This is a genomic window from Sphingobium sp. B11D3B (genome assembly GCF_025961735.1).
Classification (GTDB): Bacteria; Pseudomonadota; Alphaproteobacteria; order Sphingomonadales; family Sphingomonadaceae; genus Sphingobium.
Map to the genome: position 1 here is coordinate 1,064,543 of NZ_JAOQOF010000001.1, position 18,391 is coordinate 1,082,933.

The following is an 18,391-nucleotide window of genomic DNA, read 5'->3' on the forward strand; positions in this document are numbered from 1 at the left end:
CTCTCCTCTTAAAATTTCAGACGCACGCCGGCGCGGTAGCTGCGGCCGGTCTGGTCAAAGAAAACAGGGTTGGTCACCGAGTTGCCCGGCGCGATGGGCGGGTCCGTATCAAACAGATTGTTGATCGCGGCATAGATCTGCATCGTGGAATCCCCTGCCCCACCGATGGTGTAGCGCAGCGAGAGATTGAAGGTCAGCATGTCGTCCACGACATTATTGTCGATGCTGTTGGCCAAGGTGTTGCTGTAATTGGGATCATCCGGCCCGATCAGGCTCGCGTCGTAGCTGCCCTTGGGGATGTAGTGCCCCTGCACCGTGGCACCGAACGGTCCCTTCTCGAAGGTAAAGGTGCCATCCAGCGTATATTTCGGCACGCCGATCGGGCCGCCGACCTGACGCCCGGTCTGCCCAGCGCGGTCCAGAGAGCCGGTGGCATCGACCTGGATCAGATCGAACACGCGGGTCGCCAGCAGGTTGATGGCGACGCGGTTATCGGCCCCGAAGCGCTTCGAGAAATCCAGCTCGAAGTCGATGCCGCGCGTCTTGATCTGGTTGACGTTGAGATACTGGTCCACCACGTCCGTGATCAGGCCGCTCGGGCCGGTGTCGCGCGTGATCAGCGCGCAATAGCTGGCCCCGCCCGCGTTACAGCGATCCGTGATCACCTGCGCGCCGACGAGGTCGATCGCGTCGCGGATCTTGATGTCATAATAATCCGCAGAGAAGCGCAGGCCCGGGATCATCCGCGGCTGAAGCACGACGCCGGCGGTGGTGGTATCCGCAATTTCCGGCCGCAGTGCCTGGTTGCCGCCACGGAACACCCGGGCAAGCACCTGACTGCTGTTCGAGATGTCGAAGATGGAGCCCTGCGAGGCAACCAGCGGCGTATAGAGCTCGGCGGCATTGGGCGCCCGGATGTCACGCGACCGCGTGCCGCGAAAGCGCACGCCCTCGACCGGCTCATATATGCCCCCGAGCTTCCACGTCGTCACAGAACCGCTGGTGCTGTAATTCGTGCGGCGGATCGCGCCGTTGAACTCGAGCAGTTCCATGCCCGGCAGGTCGCGGAGCAGCGGCACGACGGTTTCCGCATAGCCTTCCACGATGTTGATCGTTTCCGGCCCGAAGGAAGAAGCGTTCGCGATGTAGAAGCCGTTAGTCAGCGAGATCGGGTCTGCCGTGCCGCTTACACGCTCGCTGCGATACTCGCCGCCCACCGCGATGGAGACGGGCCCGGAGCCGAAGTCGAACAGATCGCCCCGCAGGTTGGCGGCGACCACATGCTGCTGAAAGCGCGTGCGCTGCTCGGAAGTGCCGAAGCTGTAGGCGCGCGCCGCCTCCGAGAAGCGATACTGGCCGAACAGGTTGAGCGGCTGACAGCCCGTCGCGGCGGCGCGGACCGCAGCATTGGGGCTGAGGGTCGCACGGCACACGATATTGCCGTTGTCTACGCCGGTGCGGAACCGACCTTCGTCCACGGCATCCAGCGCCCGCGTGAAGTTGGCGGTGATGCGGTTGTTCTCGACGATCTGGCTCGCGTCGGTCTGGCCGAGTTGATAATAGGCATCCGCCTTCCACCCATTGCCAAGATCGGCATCGAAACCGCCGACGATGCGGAAGGTCTTGGTGACATTGTCGCCTACCGCCACGCCAAGGTCCTGCCCGACGCGCCCGAAGGTGAGCGTCTGCGCGCCAAGGGTGGTCATCTGGTTGACGATCGACCGCGGCAGATAGGGGTTGTCGCGATTGATGGTCAGATTGGTATCGCGGGTCTGCGCGCCCGGCGTGATGACGCGCACCCGGCCATAGGACACATCGATGAAGGGCGTCACCGCGCCCATTTCATATTCGGTGCGTCCGTAGAGGGCATAGCGCTCCACAGGCACTTTCAGAACGCCGGCGGACCGGAAGGCGTTTTGCCCCTGCCCGCTCCCGCCCTGCATGAACAGCGTGGCATATTGGCCGCGCACGAACGGAACCGGGTTGCCTGCATCATCGAACTGGATCGTCGCCAGCGCGGTCGGGGCGTTGATCTTGCCGGCGTAGGTCTGCGTCGCCGTGCGCACGTTCGGGCTGATGATCCGCGCCGCCTGGCCGTTGGTGCGGTAGGCGGTGTTGGTCAGAACCTGCCATTCCTGCGCACACAGATCGTAGCTGTAGCAGCCGCCCATGCCGCGGTTATTGTTATACTCGCCGCCGATGATGACGTGGCCGCGTCCACCGGCAAAGCTGGTGCCTGCTGCGGCGGCGATCAGCTGATCGCTATCCTCGCCTCGCTCGGAGATGCCAGCCTGCACATTGACCCGGAAGCCCTGCAGCTTCTTGTCGAGAATGAAGTTCACGACGCCGGCGACGGCATCCGAGCCATAGGCCGCCGAGGCACCGCCCGTCACGAGCTCGACGCGATTGATGAGGATGCCGGGAATGAGATTGGTGTCGACAGCGCCGGCAATCGTGCTGGGCACGAACCGGCGCCCGTCGACCAGAACCAGCGAGCGCTGCGCGCCCAGACCGCGAAGATCGACCGTGCGGGCACCACCGGCGCCGATGGTCACGCCGGAGGTGGTCGGCGAGGTCGTGGCGCGAAAGGCCGGAAGCTGGGCAAGCGCCTCACCGACGCTGGCCGCCGAGGTATTCGCCAGACGCTCGCTGCCGAGCTGCGTGACAGGCGTCGGCGCGGTGAAGCCGGAACGGGCGATCCGTGAGCCGGTGACCACAATCGCATCGCCCTCTTCGGCCTCCGGCACCGGCTCAGCCTGAGCCACGGCTTGCGGCGCAGGCGCGGCGGGCGCTGGTGCGGCCATGGCGGCGGCAGGCCGCGGCTCCATGCGCACGACGGTGAAGCCGCTGCCACGCTCCAGCGGCTGCAGTGGCGCGCTTCCTAGCAGCCGGGCCAGCGCTTCCTTGGGCTCATACTGCCCCTTGATCGGCACCGACGGGCCATAACCCGTGGACGAGGCGGAGAAGACGATCGACGTGCCGCTCTGCAGCCCGAACGTCCGTAGGGCTGATGGCAGAGGCTGCGATGGAATATCGAAATCGACCGGCTTGGCCTGCGCCGCCGAAGCGACCAGCGCGGTCGCCGCCGCGCCGAGCATCAAGGCGCCGCGCGTGTTGAAACCAGACATGAACATGAAAATCCCCTCACCTGTTTTTAGACTTCTCTACCTGATGAGGCGGTTCGCGCGATTTACCTCAGTCGTGCGTTCAGATTTCTTTCGCGGGCGATGTCCAGCAACCGATATTCCCCGTCGGAAACCCGCGTCCACCGGGCCACGCCCATGGCATCGATGGCTGAAAGAAATGTCGAGACGTCGCCGGCGCGGAGAACGGCACTCATCCGCCGCTCGGCAATTGCGGGCGTGCCGATGAGGATCTTGGCCGGCAGATAGCGGTTCATCTCGGCCACGATGTCGCCGAGCCGGGCTTCGTCGAAAATCAGGACACCCTCCCGCCAGCGCGAGACGTTGCGCAGATCGACCGGGGCGAGTGTCCAATTGCCGTCCCCCGCGACGAGGCGGTAGCCGGGGCGCATGAAGACGGTCGACGCCGTGTCCGATTTGGTCTTGAGGCCCTGCACGACGACATGGCCCTCCATGAGCGTCAGTTCGACACTGCGCTCGACGAGATTGACGTCGAACTGGGTGCCGAGCGCCTTGATCCGCTCACCACCGGCCATCACGACGAAGGGCCGCTCGCGGTCTTTCGCCACCGCGAAATTGGCGCGGCCGCTCAGCAACTCGATGCGCCGGGTCGTCTCGCCCATGCTCGCCTTGAGCGCGCTGCTCGCATCGAGGAAGACCTTGCTGCCATCGGGCAGGACGATCGCCGACGTCTTGCCCTCCGGCGTTTCGTAATAGGCTGTGACGACGGACGCTCGCTGCTCGCTGCTGGTGGGCAGCAGATCGAGCGCAACGACGGCCGTCACGGCACCAGTGAGCAGCAGGCCGAGAGCCGCCGCGATGGCGAGCCGGCGTTTGCCCCGCGGCGCCTGGCGCGCCTCCTCGCGCAAAGCCATGATTTCGGGATGGGAGCGGAGGCGGTCTAGTTCGAGAAACTGGGCAACCAACGCGTCATAGTCGCGCCGGTTCTCGTCACGTTCGGCAAGCCAGCGCTCGAACTGGCGAACCTCTTGCGGAGGCAATGTGCCTGAGCGCACACGGGCGACCCATCCGGGGGCATCCACGGGCGTCGGCCGGTCGGCGGGTCGCACGAGGCGAGGCAGAAACTTCATTCCGTCCCCCTGGCATTGTCGTGCAACGCTTTCAAAGCCTGCATGATGTGCTTTTCGACCGCGCTCGCCGAGATGCCCAGATGCGCCGCGATCCGGGCGTAGGTCATCTCCTCGAAGCGATGAAGGACGAACACCTGCTGGGTGCGCGGAGGCAGCGTGCGGATCACCTCCAGAGCGGCGGTGAGGCTTTGCTGCCCGATCAGGATGCGTTCTGGTGAGAAGGGATCGATCTGATCCGGCACCTCTTCGTCGGCATAGCGCAACTGGGCATTTTTGTGGTGCCGCCGCGCCAGCACATGGGAGGCGATGGTGAAGAGATAGCCCTGCACATTCTCGATTTCCGCGCTTTTCTGGCGGCTGTGCAGATTGGCCAGCACTTCCTGCACGAGATCCTCGACTTCGCCGATGGGCACCCGTTTGCTGAAATAGCGATGCAAAGCGCGCCGGTGCAGCGACACGCGTTCGTCATCCAAAACAGGCACGGATTTATCCTGCACCTATGCCATCTCCGTGAGAGGTTCATTTGTTCTGTTTTCTATGAGCGTCGTTACCCGGAATTCCTCAGCGCATTCATAAAAAAAGAAAAATCGGGTCCACTTTTAAGGTGGCTCCCTGCTCGATGGGGGCTCTGTCCGGTCGACGCTGGAGTTTGGACATCGACCTGTCTACCGTCTGGCGAGCTTTCCTATCGTGACGGAACCTTCATTGAGCAAGACACCCGCAGACATCGCACCGCTTCAGGACATCATGGCGCGGCTTTGCAATCCGCATGATGGCTGCCCGTGGGATGTTGCCCAGACCTTCGCCACCATCGCGCCTTATACGATCGAGGAGGCCTATGAGGTCGCCGACGCCATCGAGTCCGGCGATATGGCGGCGCTCAAGGATGAGCTGGGCGATCTGCTGTTTCAGGTCGTGTTTCACAGCCAGATGGCTTCGGAGCAAAAGGCCTTCGATCTTTCCGATGTGATCTCCGCGATTTGCGAGAAGATGTTGCGGCGCCATCCGCATGTTTTTGCGGCGCCGGGGTCGGTCTCGCCCGGTTGGGATGAGATCAAGGCTGCAGAGCGTGCCGGCAAGCCCTCGGAGGACCGTTCGGCCTTGTCAGGCGTTGCGCTCTCCCTGCCCGCGCTCTCGCGTGCGGAGAAAATCCAGGACCGTGCCGCGCGCATCGGGTTCGATTGGGATGACATCGCAGATGTGCGCGCCAAGGTGCTGGAAGAGCTGGAGGAGGTCGAACAGGCCACCGGGCAGGCCGAGCTTGAGGACGAGATCGGCGACCTGTTGTTCGCCGCCGTCAACCTCGCGCGGCATCATCATGTCGATCCCGAGACGGCGCTCCGCCGGGCTAGCGGGAAGTTCGAGCGGCGGTTCCGCGCCATGGAAGCCGATGCGGGCGAGGCATTTCCCGGCTTGTCGCTGGATGAGAAGGAAGCGCTCTGGCAGAAGGTCAAGCGCGCCGAGCGTTGAGGGCGAGCCTCAGGCGATCAGCCCGGCCTGATCGCCATGCAGGCGTGCGAAGCGATCATAATCGGCCGGCTCCATCCGCACAGAGACGTGGATGGTAACCTCGCCCCCATCGGCCTCCGCCGTTTCCGACAGCACTTCGCCATGGGCATGAAGCCAGGCAAGCGCCGCGCCTTCACGTCCGTTCAGATCGAACTCGTAGCGCCGGTGGCTCTTGCCGAGGATATCGGAAAGGCGCCGACGCAGCGCCTCGATCCCCTCGCCCGTCAGCGCGGAAACAAGGGCGACATCGGGCTCATGCTCGGCCCGGTTGCGGATCGCGGCCTGATGGTCGGGATCGTCGATAAGATCGACCTTGTTCCAGACTTCCAGCACCGGCACGGCGCTGTCCGCAGGCGCCTCGTCATCCTCACCGGCGACGGCCCCCAGATCGGCCAGCACGTCCAGCACATCGGCTTTCTGCGCGTCGCTGTCGGGATGCGCGATATCACGCACATGGAGGATGAGATCGGCGGAGAGCACCTCTTCCAGCGTTGCGCGGAACGCTGCGACGAGTTGGTGCGGCAGGTCCGACACGAAGCCCACCGTATCCGAGAGAATAGCCTTGTCGATGCCCGGGAGGCTGATCTGTCGCATCGTGGGGTCGAGCGTGGCGAACAGCATGTCCTGTGCAACCACGGCTGATCCGGTCAGGCGATTGAACAGGGTCGATTTGCCAGCATTGGTATAGCCGGCGAGCGCGATCACCGGCCAAGGCGCGCGCTGGCGCCGGGCACGATGAAGCCCACGGGTTCGCGTGACCTGCTCAAGCTCGCGCCGGATGCGGGCCATGCGATCGCGAATCATCCGCCGGTCGGCTTCGATCTGTGTTTCGCCGGGGCCGCCAAGAAAGCCAAAGCCGCCCCGCTGCCGCTCAAGGTGAGTCCAGCTGCGCACGAGCCGGCCGGCCTGATAATCGAGATGCGCCAGCTCGACCTGCAGTCGCCCCTCGGCCGTGGCGGCGCGCTCGCCGAAAATCTCCAGGATAAGGCCGGTGCGGTCGATGACCTTGGCGGCGCAATTCTTCTCTAGATTGCTCTGCTGGACGGGCGTCAGATTATTGTCGACCACGATAAGCTCGGCCTGCTCACGCACGGCAAGCGCGGCGATCTCTTCCACCTGTCCGGAGCCGAACAGCGTCGCTGGCCGGGACTGCCGCACGCGGAACGCGGAGGTCGCGCACACATCCAGCCCGATGGCAAGCGCGAGGCCTTTGGCTTCCTCCAGCCGGGCCGAGACGTCCCGCCGCTGGCGTCGCCCGAGATCGGCGTGGACCACGATGGCCCGCGTTCCACGCGTCACTTCTTCCTGATCGAGATGAAAACTAATGGGTCATCCCCATCTGTTCAGTCCTCATCTTCATCATTTTCGCCCGAGAGATCGAGCGGATGGGTGGGCTGAACGGTCGAGATGGCATGCTTGTAGACGAGCTGCACGAGACCATCGCGCTGGAGCAACATGCAGAACAGGTCATAAGCCGCGATCTCGCCCTGAAGCATCACGCCGTTGACCAGAAACATAGTCACCGGGTCGCCGGACTTATGGACCGCCGATAGGAAAATTTCCTGCAAAAGCTTCGGCTTGCGCTCATTTGATGAGAAGGCGGATTCAATCTTGGCGAGATCCATCGGATGCGCAGGCATGACCGTGGAAATGGCGTGCTTGTATACCAGTTGGGTTTGACCGTCGCGCCGAAGCAGGACCGAGAAATTATCAAACCAGGTGACGATGCCCTGAAGCTTGACGCCCTTGACCAGAAACATGGTCACCGGGGTCTTGCTCTTGCGAAGGCTGTTGAGAAATATGTCCTGTAAGTTATTGAGTTTTTCGGCCATTTTCTACTCCATTATTGGCGGCTCGCTGTCCGCGTCGCGCTCTGTCAAAGCGTCGATATGCCCCATGAGCGGGGTGACTGGTGCACGCTATGTGATTCCCGGGGAGAAATCCAGCCCCGGCTTGTTGCGCTGCACAAAGGTTTTCAGTGTTCAACTATCGCGTTCATCTCCCAGCCCGAGCGACTTCAGCTTGCGGTGCAGGGCCGAGCGCTCCATGCCAATGAACGCAGCGGTCCGCGAAATGTTGCCGGAAAAGCGCTTGATCTGGATGCGCAGATACTCCCGCTCGAAATTCTCGCGCGCTTCCCGCAGCGGCGCGCCCATGATCGCGGTGGACATGCCGGTGTCGTCGCCACCGCCGGTAGCCTCCGCGGGCAGCATCTCCAGCTCGATCACGCCGCCCGAGTTCATCGGCGCCAGAATGACGGTGCGCTCGACGACATTGCGGAGCTGGCGGACATTGCCCGGCCAATCGGCCGATTGCAGGGCGGCCATCGCATTGGGCGCCATGTTCGGGGAAGCCATGCCGCGCTCAGCGGCAAAGCGTGCCAGATAATGCTCGACCAGCCCGGGAATGTCATCCCGCCGTTCTGCCAGCGGTGGCAGGGTAAGCGGCACGACATTGAGCCGGTAATAGAGATCTTCACGGAACCGCCGCTCGGCAATCTCTTCCTTGAGGTCGCGCGCCGTGGATGAGATGACCCGGATGTCGACCTTCACCTGCCGCTGGCCGCCGATGCGGGTAAAGCTTTGGTCGGTCAGCACCCGCAGGATTTTGCCCTGCGTGGTGAGGGGCATGTCCGCGATTTCGTCGAGGAACAATGTGCCGCCATGGGCCTGCTCCAGCAGGCCGGGCCGGATCACCCCGTCTGAACCCTCCACGCCGAACAGCGCTTCTTCGGCGCGCTCCGGCTCGATCCGCGCCGCCGTGACGATCACGAACGGACCGCTCGCCCGCGTCGACCAGTTGTGGAGCATCCGCGCCGCCACTTCCTTGCCGACGCCGGCCGGTCCGGTAATCAGCACCCGGCTGCCGGTGCCGGCGACCTTCTTGATCGTCGCACGCACCGTGTTGATGGCATTGCTGGTGCCGGTCAGTTCCTCTTCCTGTCCGAAGCGCGCGCGCAGCACCTGATTTTCCCGGCGCAGGCGCTCGGTTTCCGTCGCCCGGTTGACGATGTGAAGAAGCTGGTCGGATTCAAACGGCTTCTCGATGAAATCGACCGCCCCGCGCCGGATCGCCGCGACGGCCGTATCGATATTGCCATGGCCCGAGATCATCAGCACCGGAATGCTGGGGTCTCGCTCCTTGATGATGTCGAGCAGTTCGAGGCCATCCAGCTTTGACCCCTGCAGCCACACGTCCAGCAACACCAGCGATGGGCGCCGCGCGGCAAGCGCTTCCAACGTCTCGTCACTATTGGCGGCCAGGCGCGTCTCGAACCCCTCATCCTCGAGGACACCCGCGACCAGTTCCCGGATATCGGCTTCGTCATCGACGATCAGAACATCAAGCGCCATTCAACGTCTCTTTCATATTGTCTCGGCCCTCTCGTCGCCCTCGGCGAGGCGCGACAGCCGTTCCACGTCGAAGCGGAGAGTCACGACTGTGCCTCCGCTTTCGGCATCGCCGAAGGTGATGGAGCCGAAATGTTCCTCGACGATCTTCTTCACGATCGCGAGCCCGAGGCCGGTGCCCTTGGCGCGCGTCGTCATATAGGGTTCGATGATCCGCTCGCGCTGCTCGGGCAGGCCGATGCCGTCGTCGGTCACGGAGATGGCGAGCTGCCCTTCCTCACGCAGCACGAGCATCGTCACATGGCCATGCGGGGCATTGGCGGGCGGTTGATCGCCTTCCCCCTTCGGCGTGTCGGCAAGATGCCGCTGCTCGATGGCCTCGACCGCGTTCTTGACGATATTGGTCAGCGCCTGGCCGATCTGCCGGCGGTCGCAGACCAAGGCCGGATCGGCTTCCTCGCTATCGAAGGTGAAAGTAATCTCGGGGTGCGCGACCTCATGCAGGAACATCGCATGGCGGGCGATGTCGATCACCGCTTCCTCCCGGAAGACGGGCTTGGGCATGCGTGCGAAGGAGGTGAACTCATCGACAATACGGCGCAGATCGCCGACCTGCCGCACGATCGTCTCGGTCAGGCGGCGGAAGGTGCTGGGGTCGGACTCGATCTCCTTGCCGTAGCGCCGCTGTAACCGCTCGGCGGCGAGCTGGATCGGGGTCAGCGGATTCTTGATTTCATGGGCGATGCGGCGGGCGACATCGGACCAGGCGGCGCGGCGCTGGTCGAGCAATTGCTCGGTGATATCATCGAAGGTCAGCACCTGATTGCCGTCCTCGACGACCACCCGGACTGCGAGCGTGCGCACTTCGCCCCGGGCGCGTATCTGGATGATGTCGGCACCGGTGCCGGCCTCCATCAGCGCTGCCAGCTCCTCGGACACATCGGCAAGCCGTTGGCCGACCGCCTGTTCGCCAGGGCGCACAAGCAGACCCGCTGCCGAGCTGTTCAGGATCTGGATGGTCCCATCGCGATCGACAGACACCACGCCCGCGCTGACGCCCGACAGCACGGCCTCGATGAGCGCCCGCCGATCTGCGAGCTGGTTGTTGGCCGAAACGAGCGCGCCGGTCTGCGCCTCCAGTCGCTGGGTCATCCGGTTGAACGCGCTTGCCAGCGTGCCCAACTCGTCGCGGGAATGGGAATCGGTGACCCGCGCGGAGAGATCGCCTGCCGTCACACGCCGCGCGGCATCCACCAGCTCTCCCACCGGTCGAACGAGTCGATCCGCCACGGCCAGCGCAATCCAAACCGCCGTGCCGACCAACATCAAAGTGCCGATGAACAACGCGATGTTGAAGCGCAGCTGCAACTGTCGGGACCGGGCGGCAAACTCATCATAATCGGCGAGCACGGCCTGTGCGCGCTCCATCTCGCTGAAGGCGGAGACGGCCGAATCGCGCGTGGCGTAAAGGAAGGTGTTGGACTCGGGATAGAGCAGCACAAAGGCTTCGATTTGGTTGGGCTTGGCTTGCACCACGACGGGCTGGCCATTGCGCAGATCGCGGATGATCTCCGGCGTCAGCATATCCGTGGCCGTCTGCCGCTCCGGATCGACCGTCGCTGCCGTCCGCGCGACGCCATCCTTGCCGATCTCGATGATCGCCGAGCGGTTCAGTTTCCGCGTGACCACCTGATAGATATAACCCTCCGCGAAGGACGGGCTGGAAATGCTTGATTGGGAGAGATAATTGCGCAGGTCCCCCGCCATCGTCACCGTCTCGTCGCTCAACTCCTTGAGGTTGGACTGATAATAGCCGCGCGCGAGATCGGAGGCGTTCTGGAGCATGCCGCGCGCGTCGGCCGAGAACCAGAACTGCACGCCATATTGGAAGAGCAGCGAGGCAAAGATCACCACCAGCAGGAGCGGAAGGCTCGCGATCACCGAGAACAGGGCGACGAGGCGGACGTGCAGACGCCCGTTGCCGCCCACGAGACTGCGATTGGCGCGCCGCCGGGCGATCCTCTGCCCAAGCAGAACAAGCAGCAGAATAGCGGGGAGAAGATTGAGGACCAGCAGCAGCGCCACCACGGCGGCGCTGAGCAATGTGTCGTCATCCTGCGGACGCGTGAGTAACCACCAGGTGAACCCCGCCGTGGCGACAAAGACCCCCGCTGTGAGCGGAACAGCCAGCCGGCTGAGCCGCTGCCAGATGCGCAACGGCCGCGACGGATCGCTCACATTGTCCAGCACGGTCGATCTTTGATCCATCGTGGCACCGATACAACATCAGCGTGGCGGAGCAAACACGCTTAACACGCGATGGCGGAAGTTACGGCGCTGGCCGGCCCCGGTCTATCGCACCGCAATCAGCGATGGCGCAGCGGCATGGTGGGGTCGATATCATAATGGTTGAGCTTCTTGCGCAAGGTGTTGCGATTGAGCCCCAGTGTGGCCGCTGCCCTGATTTGGTTGCCATCCATCGCGGCGAGAACTTCACTCAGGAGCACAGGTTCGATGACGTCGAGCAGCCGGTCGTAAAGCTCGCAAGGGCTCGCATTACCGCCGACCGCGAGGTGATCCCGCGCCCAGCGCCGCGCCGCGTCCGCAAGATCGGCGGCACTGCTGTCCGCCGGGTCGCCCACGCTGTCCTGCACGCGCAGCACCTGCCGGACATGCTGGACCTGAATTTCCTGATCGCGCGTGAGCACGGTCAGGCGCTTCATCAGGTTCTGGAGTTCGCGCACATTGCCGGGCCAATCATAGCGCTCGAGCAGCGCGGCGGCCTGTTCGGAGAGCAGCTTGCTCGGCAACCCCTCCAAGACCGCCTGATCGAGAAAATGCCGCGCGAGGATTGCAACATCACCCGTTCGCTCGCGCAGCGCCGGCAGGCGAATCGGCACAACGTTGAGCCGATAGAACAGGTCTTCGCGAAACCGGCCTTCGCTGATCAGCGTCGGCAAATCCTGATTGGTGGCGGCGATGATGCGCACGTTGACCCGCACCGGCCTTGTGCCGCCCACCGTCGTGATTTCGCCGGACTGGAGCACCCGCAGCAGCCGCGTTTGCGCATCCATCGGCATGTCGCCGATTTCGTCCAGAAACAGCGTGCCGCGCTCGGCCTGCTCGAACCGGCCCGCCGTTCGGGCGAAGGCCCCCGTAAACGCGCCCTTTTCGTATCCGAACAGCTCCGCCTCGATCAGCTCGCGGGGAATGGCGGCCATGTTGATCGCCACGAAGGGTTCATTGCGGCGCGGCCCCAGGCTGTGGATCGCCTCGGCCACCAGTTCCTTGCCGGTGCCGGATTCGCCCAGAACCAGAATGTTGAGATCATTGCCCACCACCCGCGCGATCGTGCGATAGACCTCCTGCATCTGCGGCGAGCGCCCGATGAGGGGCAGGCCGTCGTCCGTGCCCTCACCAGCCGCGGGTTCCGCCAGCTTGCCCTTGGCCCGGACGCTGAGCGCTTCCGCCACTGCGCGGCTAAGCTCATTCAGATCGAACGGCTTTGGCAGATATTCAAATGCACCCTGACCTGTGGCGCGAACGGCCGTATTGAGCGTGTTCTGCGCGGAGAGGATGATGACCTTGAGGTCAGGCTCGGAAGCGAGAATATTGCCGACATCGTCCAGGCCGTCGCCATCCGGCAGGATCACGTCAGTGATCAGCACATCGGGCGTGAAGCTCGCCAGCGCCTCATGGCGCTCGGCTATCGAGCCGGCGGTGCGGATGATGTGGCCTTGCCGCTTGAGCGCCTCGCTGACGACCATGCAGATCGCCGGATCGTCATCGACCACCAGAACCTTGCCGGTCAGGCGCGTCATAGGCTCCCTCCCATGGGCAGGAGAACCCGGAAGATCGACCGCCCGGCCACCTTGTCCCGCTCATATTGCACAAGGCCGTTCATATCGCGCACCAGCTTGTCGACGAGTGCGAGACCGAGGCCCTGCCCGCTGCGCTTGTTGGAAATGAAGGGGTTGAACAGCACATCGCGGATATTGTCCGGCACGCCGGGGCCGTTGTCGATCACCTGTATCTCGATCTGCAGCGGCGCGGCGCCCTTGCCGCGCGCGCCCATCACCGACAGGCCATGGCGGTAGGCCGTCGCAACCTGAACCGCGCCATCCGCCATGCCATCCACGGCCTCCACCGCATTCTTGACCAGATTGAGCATGATCTGCACCAGCGCGTCGCCATTCACCTGTGCGAACGGGAGAGACGGGTCATAGGTGCGGGTGATCGTGCAATTGCGGGCGAACCCGGCGCACGCCAGTTCCACCGCCCGGTCGAGCAGCGGATAGATATTCTCCGGCCGGCATTCGAGCGGCTGATTGCTGGTGAAATGCTGCATCCGGTCGATCAGTGCAGCGATCCGGTCCACCTCGTCGCAGATCAGCTTGGTGAGCGGACGGGTTGCCTCCCCGGCATCGCCCTCCAGCAATTGCGCCGCGCCGCGAATGCCCGAAAGCGGGTTCTTGATCTCATGAGCGAGCATCGCTGCCGCGCCGGTCGCCGAGCGCACGCCCATGGATGTGCGCCGCGTGCCGAGTGCCTGCGACTGGCCATGGACATGCAGGGCGACGATCCGCCAGCGATCGTCCTCCAGCAGCGGATGAATGAGAATATCCATCTCCAACGCTTCATTCCGCCCGGCATGGACCTGAATATCATAGGCAGACAGCGGCTTATCCGTCATCCAGATCGCCGCATCGACGCGTGGATCGGCAATGCGCAGCACACGCCCGATGGCGCTGCCGACCAGTGCCGAGCGCGCCATATTGAGCAGATTCTCTGCGCGGGCATTGGCCAGGACGATCCGGCCGTCCGGATCGATCATCAATGTCGCGACGGGATGCGCGGAGACGATTTCGGCAGCGGCAGGCAGGGATCGGGTCGGTGCATTCGCATCCGCCCCAGCCCTGAAATCGGCCTCAGGCTGCATTCCTGGCCTGTTCCGGTTCCTGATCGAGCCGTTCAGGGTGCGTCACGAACGGGGCGTAGAAGCGCTCCAGCATATCGAGCACGGTCGCCGCATCCGGCACCTGATTGACCATGTTGCGGAACTCGGCCGAGCCGGGCAGGCCCTTGGTGTACCAGCCCAGATGCTTGCGGGCCATGTTGACGCCTGTCGTCTCGCCATAGTGATCCAGCATCGCGCGATAATGCTCGACGATCACGGCATATTGCTCGGCAATGTCGGGGTTCTCGACGGTCCGGCCGCTCACCAGACCCTGCATGACCTGCCCGAGCAGCCACGGCCTGCCATAGGCGCCGCGCCCGATCATCACGCCATCGGCGCCGCTCTGCGCCAGCGCGGTGCGCGCGTCGTCGAGCGAGCAGATGTCGCCATTCACGATGACGGGCAACTTCACCGCATCCTTCACGCGCCCCACGAACGCCCAGTCCGCGCTGCCCTTGTACATCTGGTTGCGGGTCCGCCCGTGAACCGTAATCAGCTTGGCGCCCAAATCCTCGGCGATGCGTGCCAGCTCGGGTGCGTTCAGGCTGTCATGGCACCAGCCCATTCGCATCTTCACGGTCACCGGCACATCGACCGCCTTCACGGTCGCCTCGATCAGTCGGGCAGCGAGCGGCAGGTCGCGCATCAGCGCCGAGCCGGCATCGCCATTCACCACCTTCTTCACCGGGCAGCCCATGTTGATGTCGATGATGGCTGCGCCCCGATCGGCATTGAGCTTCGCTGCCTCAGCCATTTCAGCGGGCTGGCAGCCGGCGAGCTGAAGTGACACCGGTTCCTCGACCGGGTGCCAGGCGGCCTTCTGCAGCGATTGCCGCGTCTCGCGGATCATCGCCGGTGAGGCGATCATTTCTGTGACGTTGAGGCCCGATCCATAGCGCCGCACGAGCGTGCGGAATGGCATGTCGGTCACGCCCGTCATGGGCGCAAGAACGACCGGTGTCTCGATCCGCACGGGACCGATCTGGATGGGTTTGAGCAGCGTCATGACCGGAATGTTGCCTAAAAAACAGGCAGCCCTTACCGCGAATGACGCTGGCGGGCAAGCAAGCCGTGCGCTAAGCGCGCCTCCATGCCCGATCAAGCCCCTCGCGCAGGCCTGTCAGCCGCGATTTTGCTCGCTGCCGGTGCCGGCTTGCGCACCGGTCACGAGACACCCAAGCAGGTGCGAACGCTCGCCGGCAAGCCGGTTGTGGCCCATGCGCTGGATGCGTTGCGCGCCCATCCCGGCGTTGGCCCTGTGGCGCTCGTCGTGCCGCCAGGCAGCGAGGATGCGATGCGCAGCCTGCTCGGTCCCCGCGCGGAAGGTCTGATGATCGTCGCAGGTGGTAGCAGCCGGCGCCTCTCGGTTCGCGCCGGTCTTGAGGCTTTAGCCGGCAGCGAGCCCGGTGCAGCCCATGTGCTAGTTCATGACAGCGCCCGGCCTCTGCTTCAGGTTGCCGTCATCGACCGAGTGCTCGGCGCACTCGTCGATGGCGCGCGATGCGTGGTGCCCGTGCTGCCGGTGGTCGATACACTGGTGCGCTCCGGTGGCGACGAGGCCGGCCAAGTGGTCGACCGGTCGTCCCTTGCACGGGTGCAGACACCACAGGGCTTCGATTTTGCCGCGCTCATAGCCGCCCATCAGAATTGGACGGAGCCAGAGGAGCCGACCGACGACGCGCAGATGCTGCGGCGCGCGGGCATCGACGTGGCATTGGTGCCAGGCGACAGCGCGCTTGAGAAGATCACGGGACCGGGCGATCATGAACGGATGGAGCGACTATTGACGGTCGGCATGAGCACGCGCGTGGGCATGGGTTTCGATGTGCATCGCCTCGTGGAAGGCGAAGATCTCTGGCTGTGCGGCGTACAGATCCCCCACAGTCATGGCCTCTCCGGCCATAGCGATGCCGACGTAGCGATTCACGCGCTGGTCGATGCAATGCTCGGCGCGCTGGCCGAGGGGGATATCGGTAGCCATTTCCCGCCCAGCGATCCGCAATGGAAGGGCGCGGCTTCGGATCGGTTCCTGGCCTTCGCCTGCGATCGCGTCTTGGCGCGTGGCGGGCAGATCGAGCATGTCGACGTGACGATCATCTGCGAGGCACCTAAGATCGGGCCGCATCGCGCGGCAATGCGCGCCCGTTTGGCGGCGATCATGGCCTTGCCGGAAACCCGGATCAGCGTGAAGGCCACCACGACCGAGAGACTGGGGCTGACTGGCCGCGGCGAGGGCATCGCGGCGCAGGCGGTGGTCACCCTGCGTCTGCCGGATGACGATGTTGAAGCAGCATCGTGACGCGGTCCCAAGGCAACCAAATGCCGCCCGCCACCGTTCCCGCTCATCGAGGCCATCATTATTGGCGTTGGCTTTTCCACCCGATGAGATCATGCGTGGACGATCATGAGTGAGTCGACCCTGAACCAAGCCGATGGCGTTCTACCGCCCGAACTCGTTGCCCTGGCCCGCCGCGTTATCGCAGAAAATCGCGCCATTGGCCGCACGGTTGCGGTGGCGGAGAGCTGCACCGGGGGGCTGGTCGCTGCCGCATTGACCGAAATTCCGGGCTCGTCCGCCGTGTTCGAGGCAGGCTTCGTGACCTATTCCAACGCGCAGAAGGTCAAGTTGCTCGGTGTGAGCGAAGATGTGATCGATGCCTTCGGGGCGGTCTCCATCGCCACCGCCTGGGCGATGGCGCATGGCGCCCTCAACCGGACGGGAGCCGATGTCGCCGTCTCGATCACCGGCGTGGCCGGCCCAGATGGCGGAACGGAGCTGAAGCCTGTAGGCACGGTCGTGTTCGCCCGCGCTGAAAAGGGCATGCAGGATGCCGATGCCGTCGCTGACTTGCGGAAATTCGAGGATGAAGGCCGCGCGAAGGTGCGGCTTCAGGCGGCGCTATGTGCGCTCGAACTGCTGCTGCCCGAGGCATCGGCGCCGTAAAGGGCCGCCGCCCGCTCTTCAAAAGCGCCGATCATCTTGCGCAATGCCCGGTCGAACACCTGACCGGCCAGCATCTCGAACATGCGGCTCTTGAACGCGAAATCGACTTCGAAGTCGATCAGCACCCCGCCCTCCCCGTCCGGCCGGAAGCGCCAGTCGTTGGAGAGATGGCGCAACGGCCCGTCGACATAATCCACATGCACATGATGCGGCCGCTCCTTCACGACGCGCGAGGTGAAGGTCTCGCGCAGCCCCTTGAAGCCGACCACCATGTCCGCCAGCATCTCCGTGTCGCTGTTCGAGCGGACCCGCATGGCGCTGACCCAGGGCAGGAACTCCGGATAAGACGCGACGTCAGCCACCAGATCGAACATCTGTTCGGGCGAGTAAGGCAGATGGCGGGTTTCGTTATGCTTGGGCATGGGGGTTCACAGGCTGCTTTTCATCGCGGCTTTGGCGAGCGCGGTTTCGCGCGCGGCGCGCATCTGGGCAAAGTCGTCGCCGGCATGATAGCTTGAGCGGGTCAGCGGGCTGGAAGCGACCTGCAGGAAGCCCTTCGCACGCGCGATGGCGGCATAAGCCTTGAACGCCTGCGGGGTCACGAACTCCGCGACGGCAGCGTGCTTGGGCGTCGGGCGCAGATACTGGCCCATGGTCAGGAAATCGATATCCGCCGAACGCATGTCGTCCATGACCTGATGGACCTCAAGCCGCTGCTCGCCAAGGCCGAGCATGATGCCGGACTTTGTGAAGATCGAGGGATCGAGGCGCTTCACCGTCTCCAGCAGCCGAAGCGAGGCATAGTAGCGCGCGCCGGGGCGGATCGTGGGATACAGCCGGGGCACCGTCTCGAGATTGTGATTATAGACATCCGGCCGCGCCGCGACGATAGCCTCGACGGCGGCCTCGTGCTTGTTGCGGAAGTCGGGTGTCAGAATTTCGATCGTCGTTTCCGGCGTCGTGCGGCGCAGCGCCTCGATCACCTTCACGAATTGCCCTGCCCCGCCATCGGCGAGATCATCGCGGTCCACCGACGTCACGACAATGTGCTCAAGACCCATTTCGGCGCAGGCATCGGCCAGATTCTGCGGCTCGCGCGGATCGACGGGCCGGGGCATCCCTGTCTTCACATTGCAGAAAGCGCAGGCCCGGGTGCAGGTGTCGCCCAGGATCATCACCGTGGCGTGCTTCTTGGTCCAGCACTCGCCGATGTTCGGGCAGGCCGCCTCTTCGCAGACCGTCGCCAGCCCCTTGTCCCGCATCAGCTTGCGTGTGGCTTCATAACCTGCGCTGACCGGCGCCTTGACGCGGATCCAGTCGGGCTTGCGCGGGCGGAAGCCTGCGGGATCGGACGAGAGATCGTTCATGCCGCCCAGATAGCGACCGCAAAGCCCGCT

General features: G+C 64.2%; 15 protein-coding genes. 3 read left to right on the plus strand and 12 right to left on the minus strand.

Annotated elements, in window-relative coordinates; all coding sequences use genetic code 11:
• Positions 1-8: 8 nt before the first annotated feature.
• From M2333_RS05065 to M2333_RS05075, 3 genes are read right to left on the minus strand one after another with little or no spacing between them, the layout of a single operon-like run.
• Entirely contained in the window at positions 9-3,134 is a 3,126-nt protein-coding gene (locus tag M2333_RS05065; RefSeq protein ID WP_264611046.1) for a TonB-dependent receptor domain-containing protein, read from the minus strand.
• A gap of 56 nt (positions 3,135-3,190) precedes the next feature.
• Complete coding sequence (locus M2333_RS05070; protein ID WP_264570324.1) at positions 3,191-4,234, minus strand: FecR family protein; 1,044 nt, start codon at positions 4,232-4,234, stop codon at positions 3,191-3,193.
• A complete protein-coding gene (locus M2333_RS05075; protein WP_264572854.1) occupies positions 4,231-4,716 on the minus strand; it encodes an RNA polymerase sigma factor in 486 nt (161 codons plus the stop codon). Before M2333_RS05075 ends, M2333_RS05070 begins: the two co-directional genes overlap by 4 nt.
• A gap of 223 nt (positions 4,717-4,939) precedes the next feature.
• On the opposite strand from M2333_RS05075, the gene mazG reads away from it, so the two are divergent.
• Positions 4,940-5,704, plus strand: a complete 765-nt coding sequence (mazG, locus tag M2333_RS05080; protein ID WP_264611047.1) for a nucleoside triphosphate pyrophosphohydrolase — start codon at positions 4,940-4,942, stop codon at positions 5,702-5,704.
• A 9-nt stretch (positions 5,705-5,713) separates the two neighbouring features.
• Here mazG and hflX read toward each other — a convergent pair whose 3' ends face one another.
• The 7 genes from hflX to dusB form a co-directional block, all read right to left on the minus strand.
• Positions 5,714-7,042, minus strand: coding sequence for a GTPase HflX (gene hflX, locus M2333_RS05085; protein WP_264611048.1), 1,329 nt, complete (start codon positions 7,040-7,042; stop codon positions 5,714-5,716).
• A 44-nt stretch (positions 7,043-7,086) separates the two neighbouring features.
• Entirely contained in the window at positions 7,087-7,575 is a 489-nt protein-coding gene (hfq, locus tag M2333_RS05090; protein WP_264570320.1) for an RNA chaperone Hfq, read from the minus strand.
• Positions 7,576-7,725: 150 nt separating this feature from the next.
• Positions 7,726-9,096, minus strand: a complete 1,371-nt coding sequence (locus M2333_RS05095; protein ID WP_181559687.1) for a sigma-54-dependent transcriptional regulator — start codon at positions 9,094-9,096, stop codon at positions 7,726-7,728.
• 12 nt (positions 9,097-9,108) lie between these two features.
• Positions 9,109-11,361, minus strand: coding sequence for an ATP-binding protein (locus M2333_RS05100; RefSeq protein WP_264572850.1), 2,253 nt, complete (start codon positions 11,359-11,361; stop codon positions 9,109-9,111).
• A 98-nt stretch (positions 11,362-11,459) separates the two neighbouring features.
• Positions 11,460-12,914 carry a nitrogen regulation protein NR(I) gene (ntrC, locus tag M2333_RS05105; protein ID WP_264611049.1) on the minus strand — a complete coding sequence of 485 codons (1,455 nt, stop codon included), beginning with the start codon at positions 12,912-12,914 and terminating at the stop codon, positions 11,460-11,462.
• A complete protein-coding gene (locus M2333_RS05110; protein ID WP_264578904.1) occupies positions 12,911-14,032 on the minus strand; it encodes a two-component system sensor histidine kinase NtrB in 1,122 nt (373 codons plus the stop codon). Before M2333_RS05110 ends, ntrC begins: the two co-directional genes overlap by 4 nt.
• On the minus strand, positions 14,022-15,056 hold the full coding sequence (dusB, locus tag M2333_RS05115; RefSeq protein ID WP_264611050.1) for a tRNA dihydrouridine synthase DusB: 1,035 nt from the start codon (positions 15,054-15,056) through the stop codon (positions 14,022-14,024). Before dusB ends, M2333_RS05110 begins: the two co-directional genes overlap by 11 nt.
• An 84-nt stretch (positions 15,057-15,140) precedes the next feature.
• On the opposite strand from dusB, the gene M2333_RS05120 reads away from it, so the two are divergent.
• Together M2333_RS05120 and M2333_RS05125 are read left to right on the plus strand one after the other, a co-directional pair.
• Positions 15,141-16,349 carry a bifunctional 2-C-methyl-D-erythritol 4-phosphate cytidylyltransferase/2-C-methyl-D-erythritol 2,4-cyclodiphosphate synthase gene (locus tag M2333_RS05120; protein WP_264611051.1) on the plus strand — a complete coding sequence of 403 codons (1,209 nt, stop codon included), beginning with the start codon at positions 15,141-15,143 and terminating at the stop codon, positions 16,347-16,349.
• 105 nt (positions 16,350-16,454) lie between these two features.
• Complete coding sequence (locus M2333_RS05125; protein ID WP_264575765.1) at positions 16,455-16,994, plus strand: CinA family protein; 540 nt, start codon at positions 16,455-16,457, stop codon at positions 16,992-16,994.
• Here M2333_RS05125 and M2333_RS05130 read toward each other — a convergent pair.
• Positions 16,940-17,416: a type II toxin-antitoxin system RatA family toxin gene (locus M2333_RS05130; RefSeq protein ID WP_181559680.1), complete on the minus strand. Its 477-nt coding sequence runs from the start codon at positions 17,414-17,416 to the stop codon at positions 16,940-16,942. The genes M2333_RS05125 and M2333_RS05130 overlap by 55 nt on opposite strands.
• A gap of 6 nt (positions 17,417-17,422) precedes the next feature.
• On the minus strand, positions 17,423-18,361 hold the full coding sequence (gene lipA, locus M2333_RS05135) for a lipoyl synthase (RefSeq protein WP_264572844.1): 939 nt from the start codon (positions 18,359-18,361) through the stop codon (positions 17,423-17,425).
• Between the last annotated feature and the right edge of the window lie 30 nt (positions 18,362-18,391).

Coding starts and splice junctions, on each gene's coding strand:
- M2333_RS05065 (WP_264611046.1), bottom strand. CDS start 3,134: ATGTTCATGTCTGGTTTCAACACGCGCGGCGCCTTGATGCTCGGCGCG.
- M2333_RS05070 (WP_264570324.1), bottom strand. CDS start 4,234: ATGAAGTTTCTGCCTCGCCTCGTGCGACCCGCCGACCGGCCGACGCCC.
- hfq (WP_264570320.1), bottom strand. CDS start 7,575: ATGGCCGAAAAACTCAATAACTTACAGGACATATTTCTCAACAGCCTT.
- M2333_RS05095 (WP_181559687.1), bottom strand. CDS start 9,096: ATGGCGCTTGATGTTCTGATCGTCGATGACGAAGCCGATATCCGGGAA.
- M2333_RS05100 (WP_264572850.1), bottom strand. CDS start 11,361: ATGGATCAAAGATCGACCGTGCTGGACAATGTGAGCGATCCGTCGCGG.
- ntrC (WP_264611049.1), bottom strand. CDS start 12,914: ATGACGCGCCTGACCGGCAAGGTTCTGGTGGTCGATGACGATCCGGCG.
- M2333_RS05110 (WP_264578904.1), bottom strand. CDS start 14,032: ATGCAGCCTGAGGCCGATTTCAGGGCTGGGGCGGATGCGAATGCACCG.
- dusB (WP_264611050.1), bottom strand. CDS start 15,056: ATGACGCTGCTCAAACCCATCCAGATCGGTCCCGTGCGGATCGAGACA.
- M2333_RS05120 (WP_264611051.1), top strand. CDS start 15,141: ATGCCCGATCAAGCCCCTCGCGCAGGCCTGTCAGCCGCGATTTTGCTC.
- M2333_RS05125 (WP_264575765.1), top strand. CDS start 16,455: ATGAGTGAGTCGACCCTGAACCAAGCCGATGGCGTTCTACCGCCCGAA.
- M2333_RS05130 (WP_181559680.1), bottom strand. CDS start 17,416: ATGCCCAAGCATAACGAAACCCGCCATCTGCCTTACTCGCCCGAACAG.
- lipA (WP_264572844.1), bottom strand. CDS start 18,361: ATGAACGATCTCTCGTCCGATCCCGCAGGCTTCCGCCCGCGCAAGCCC.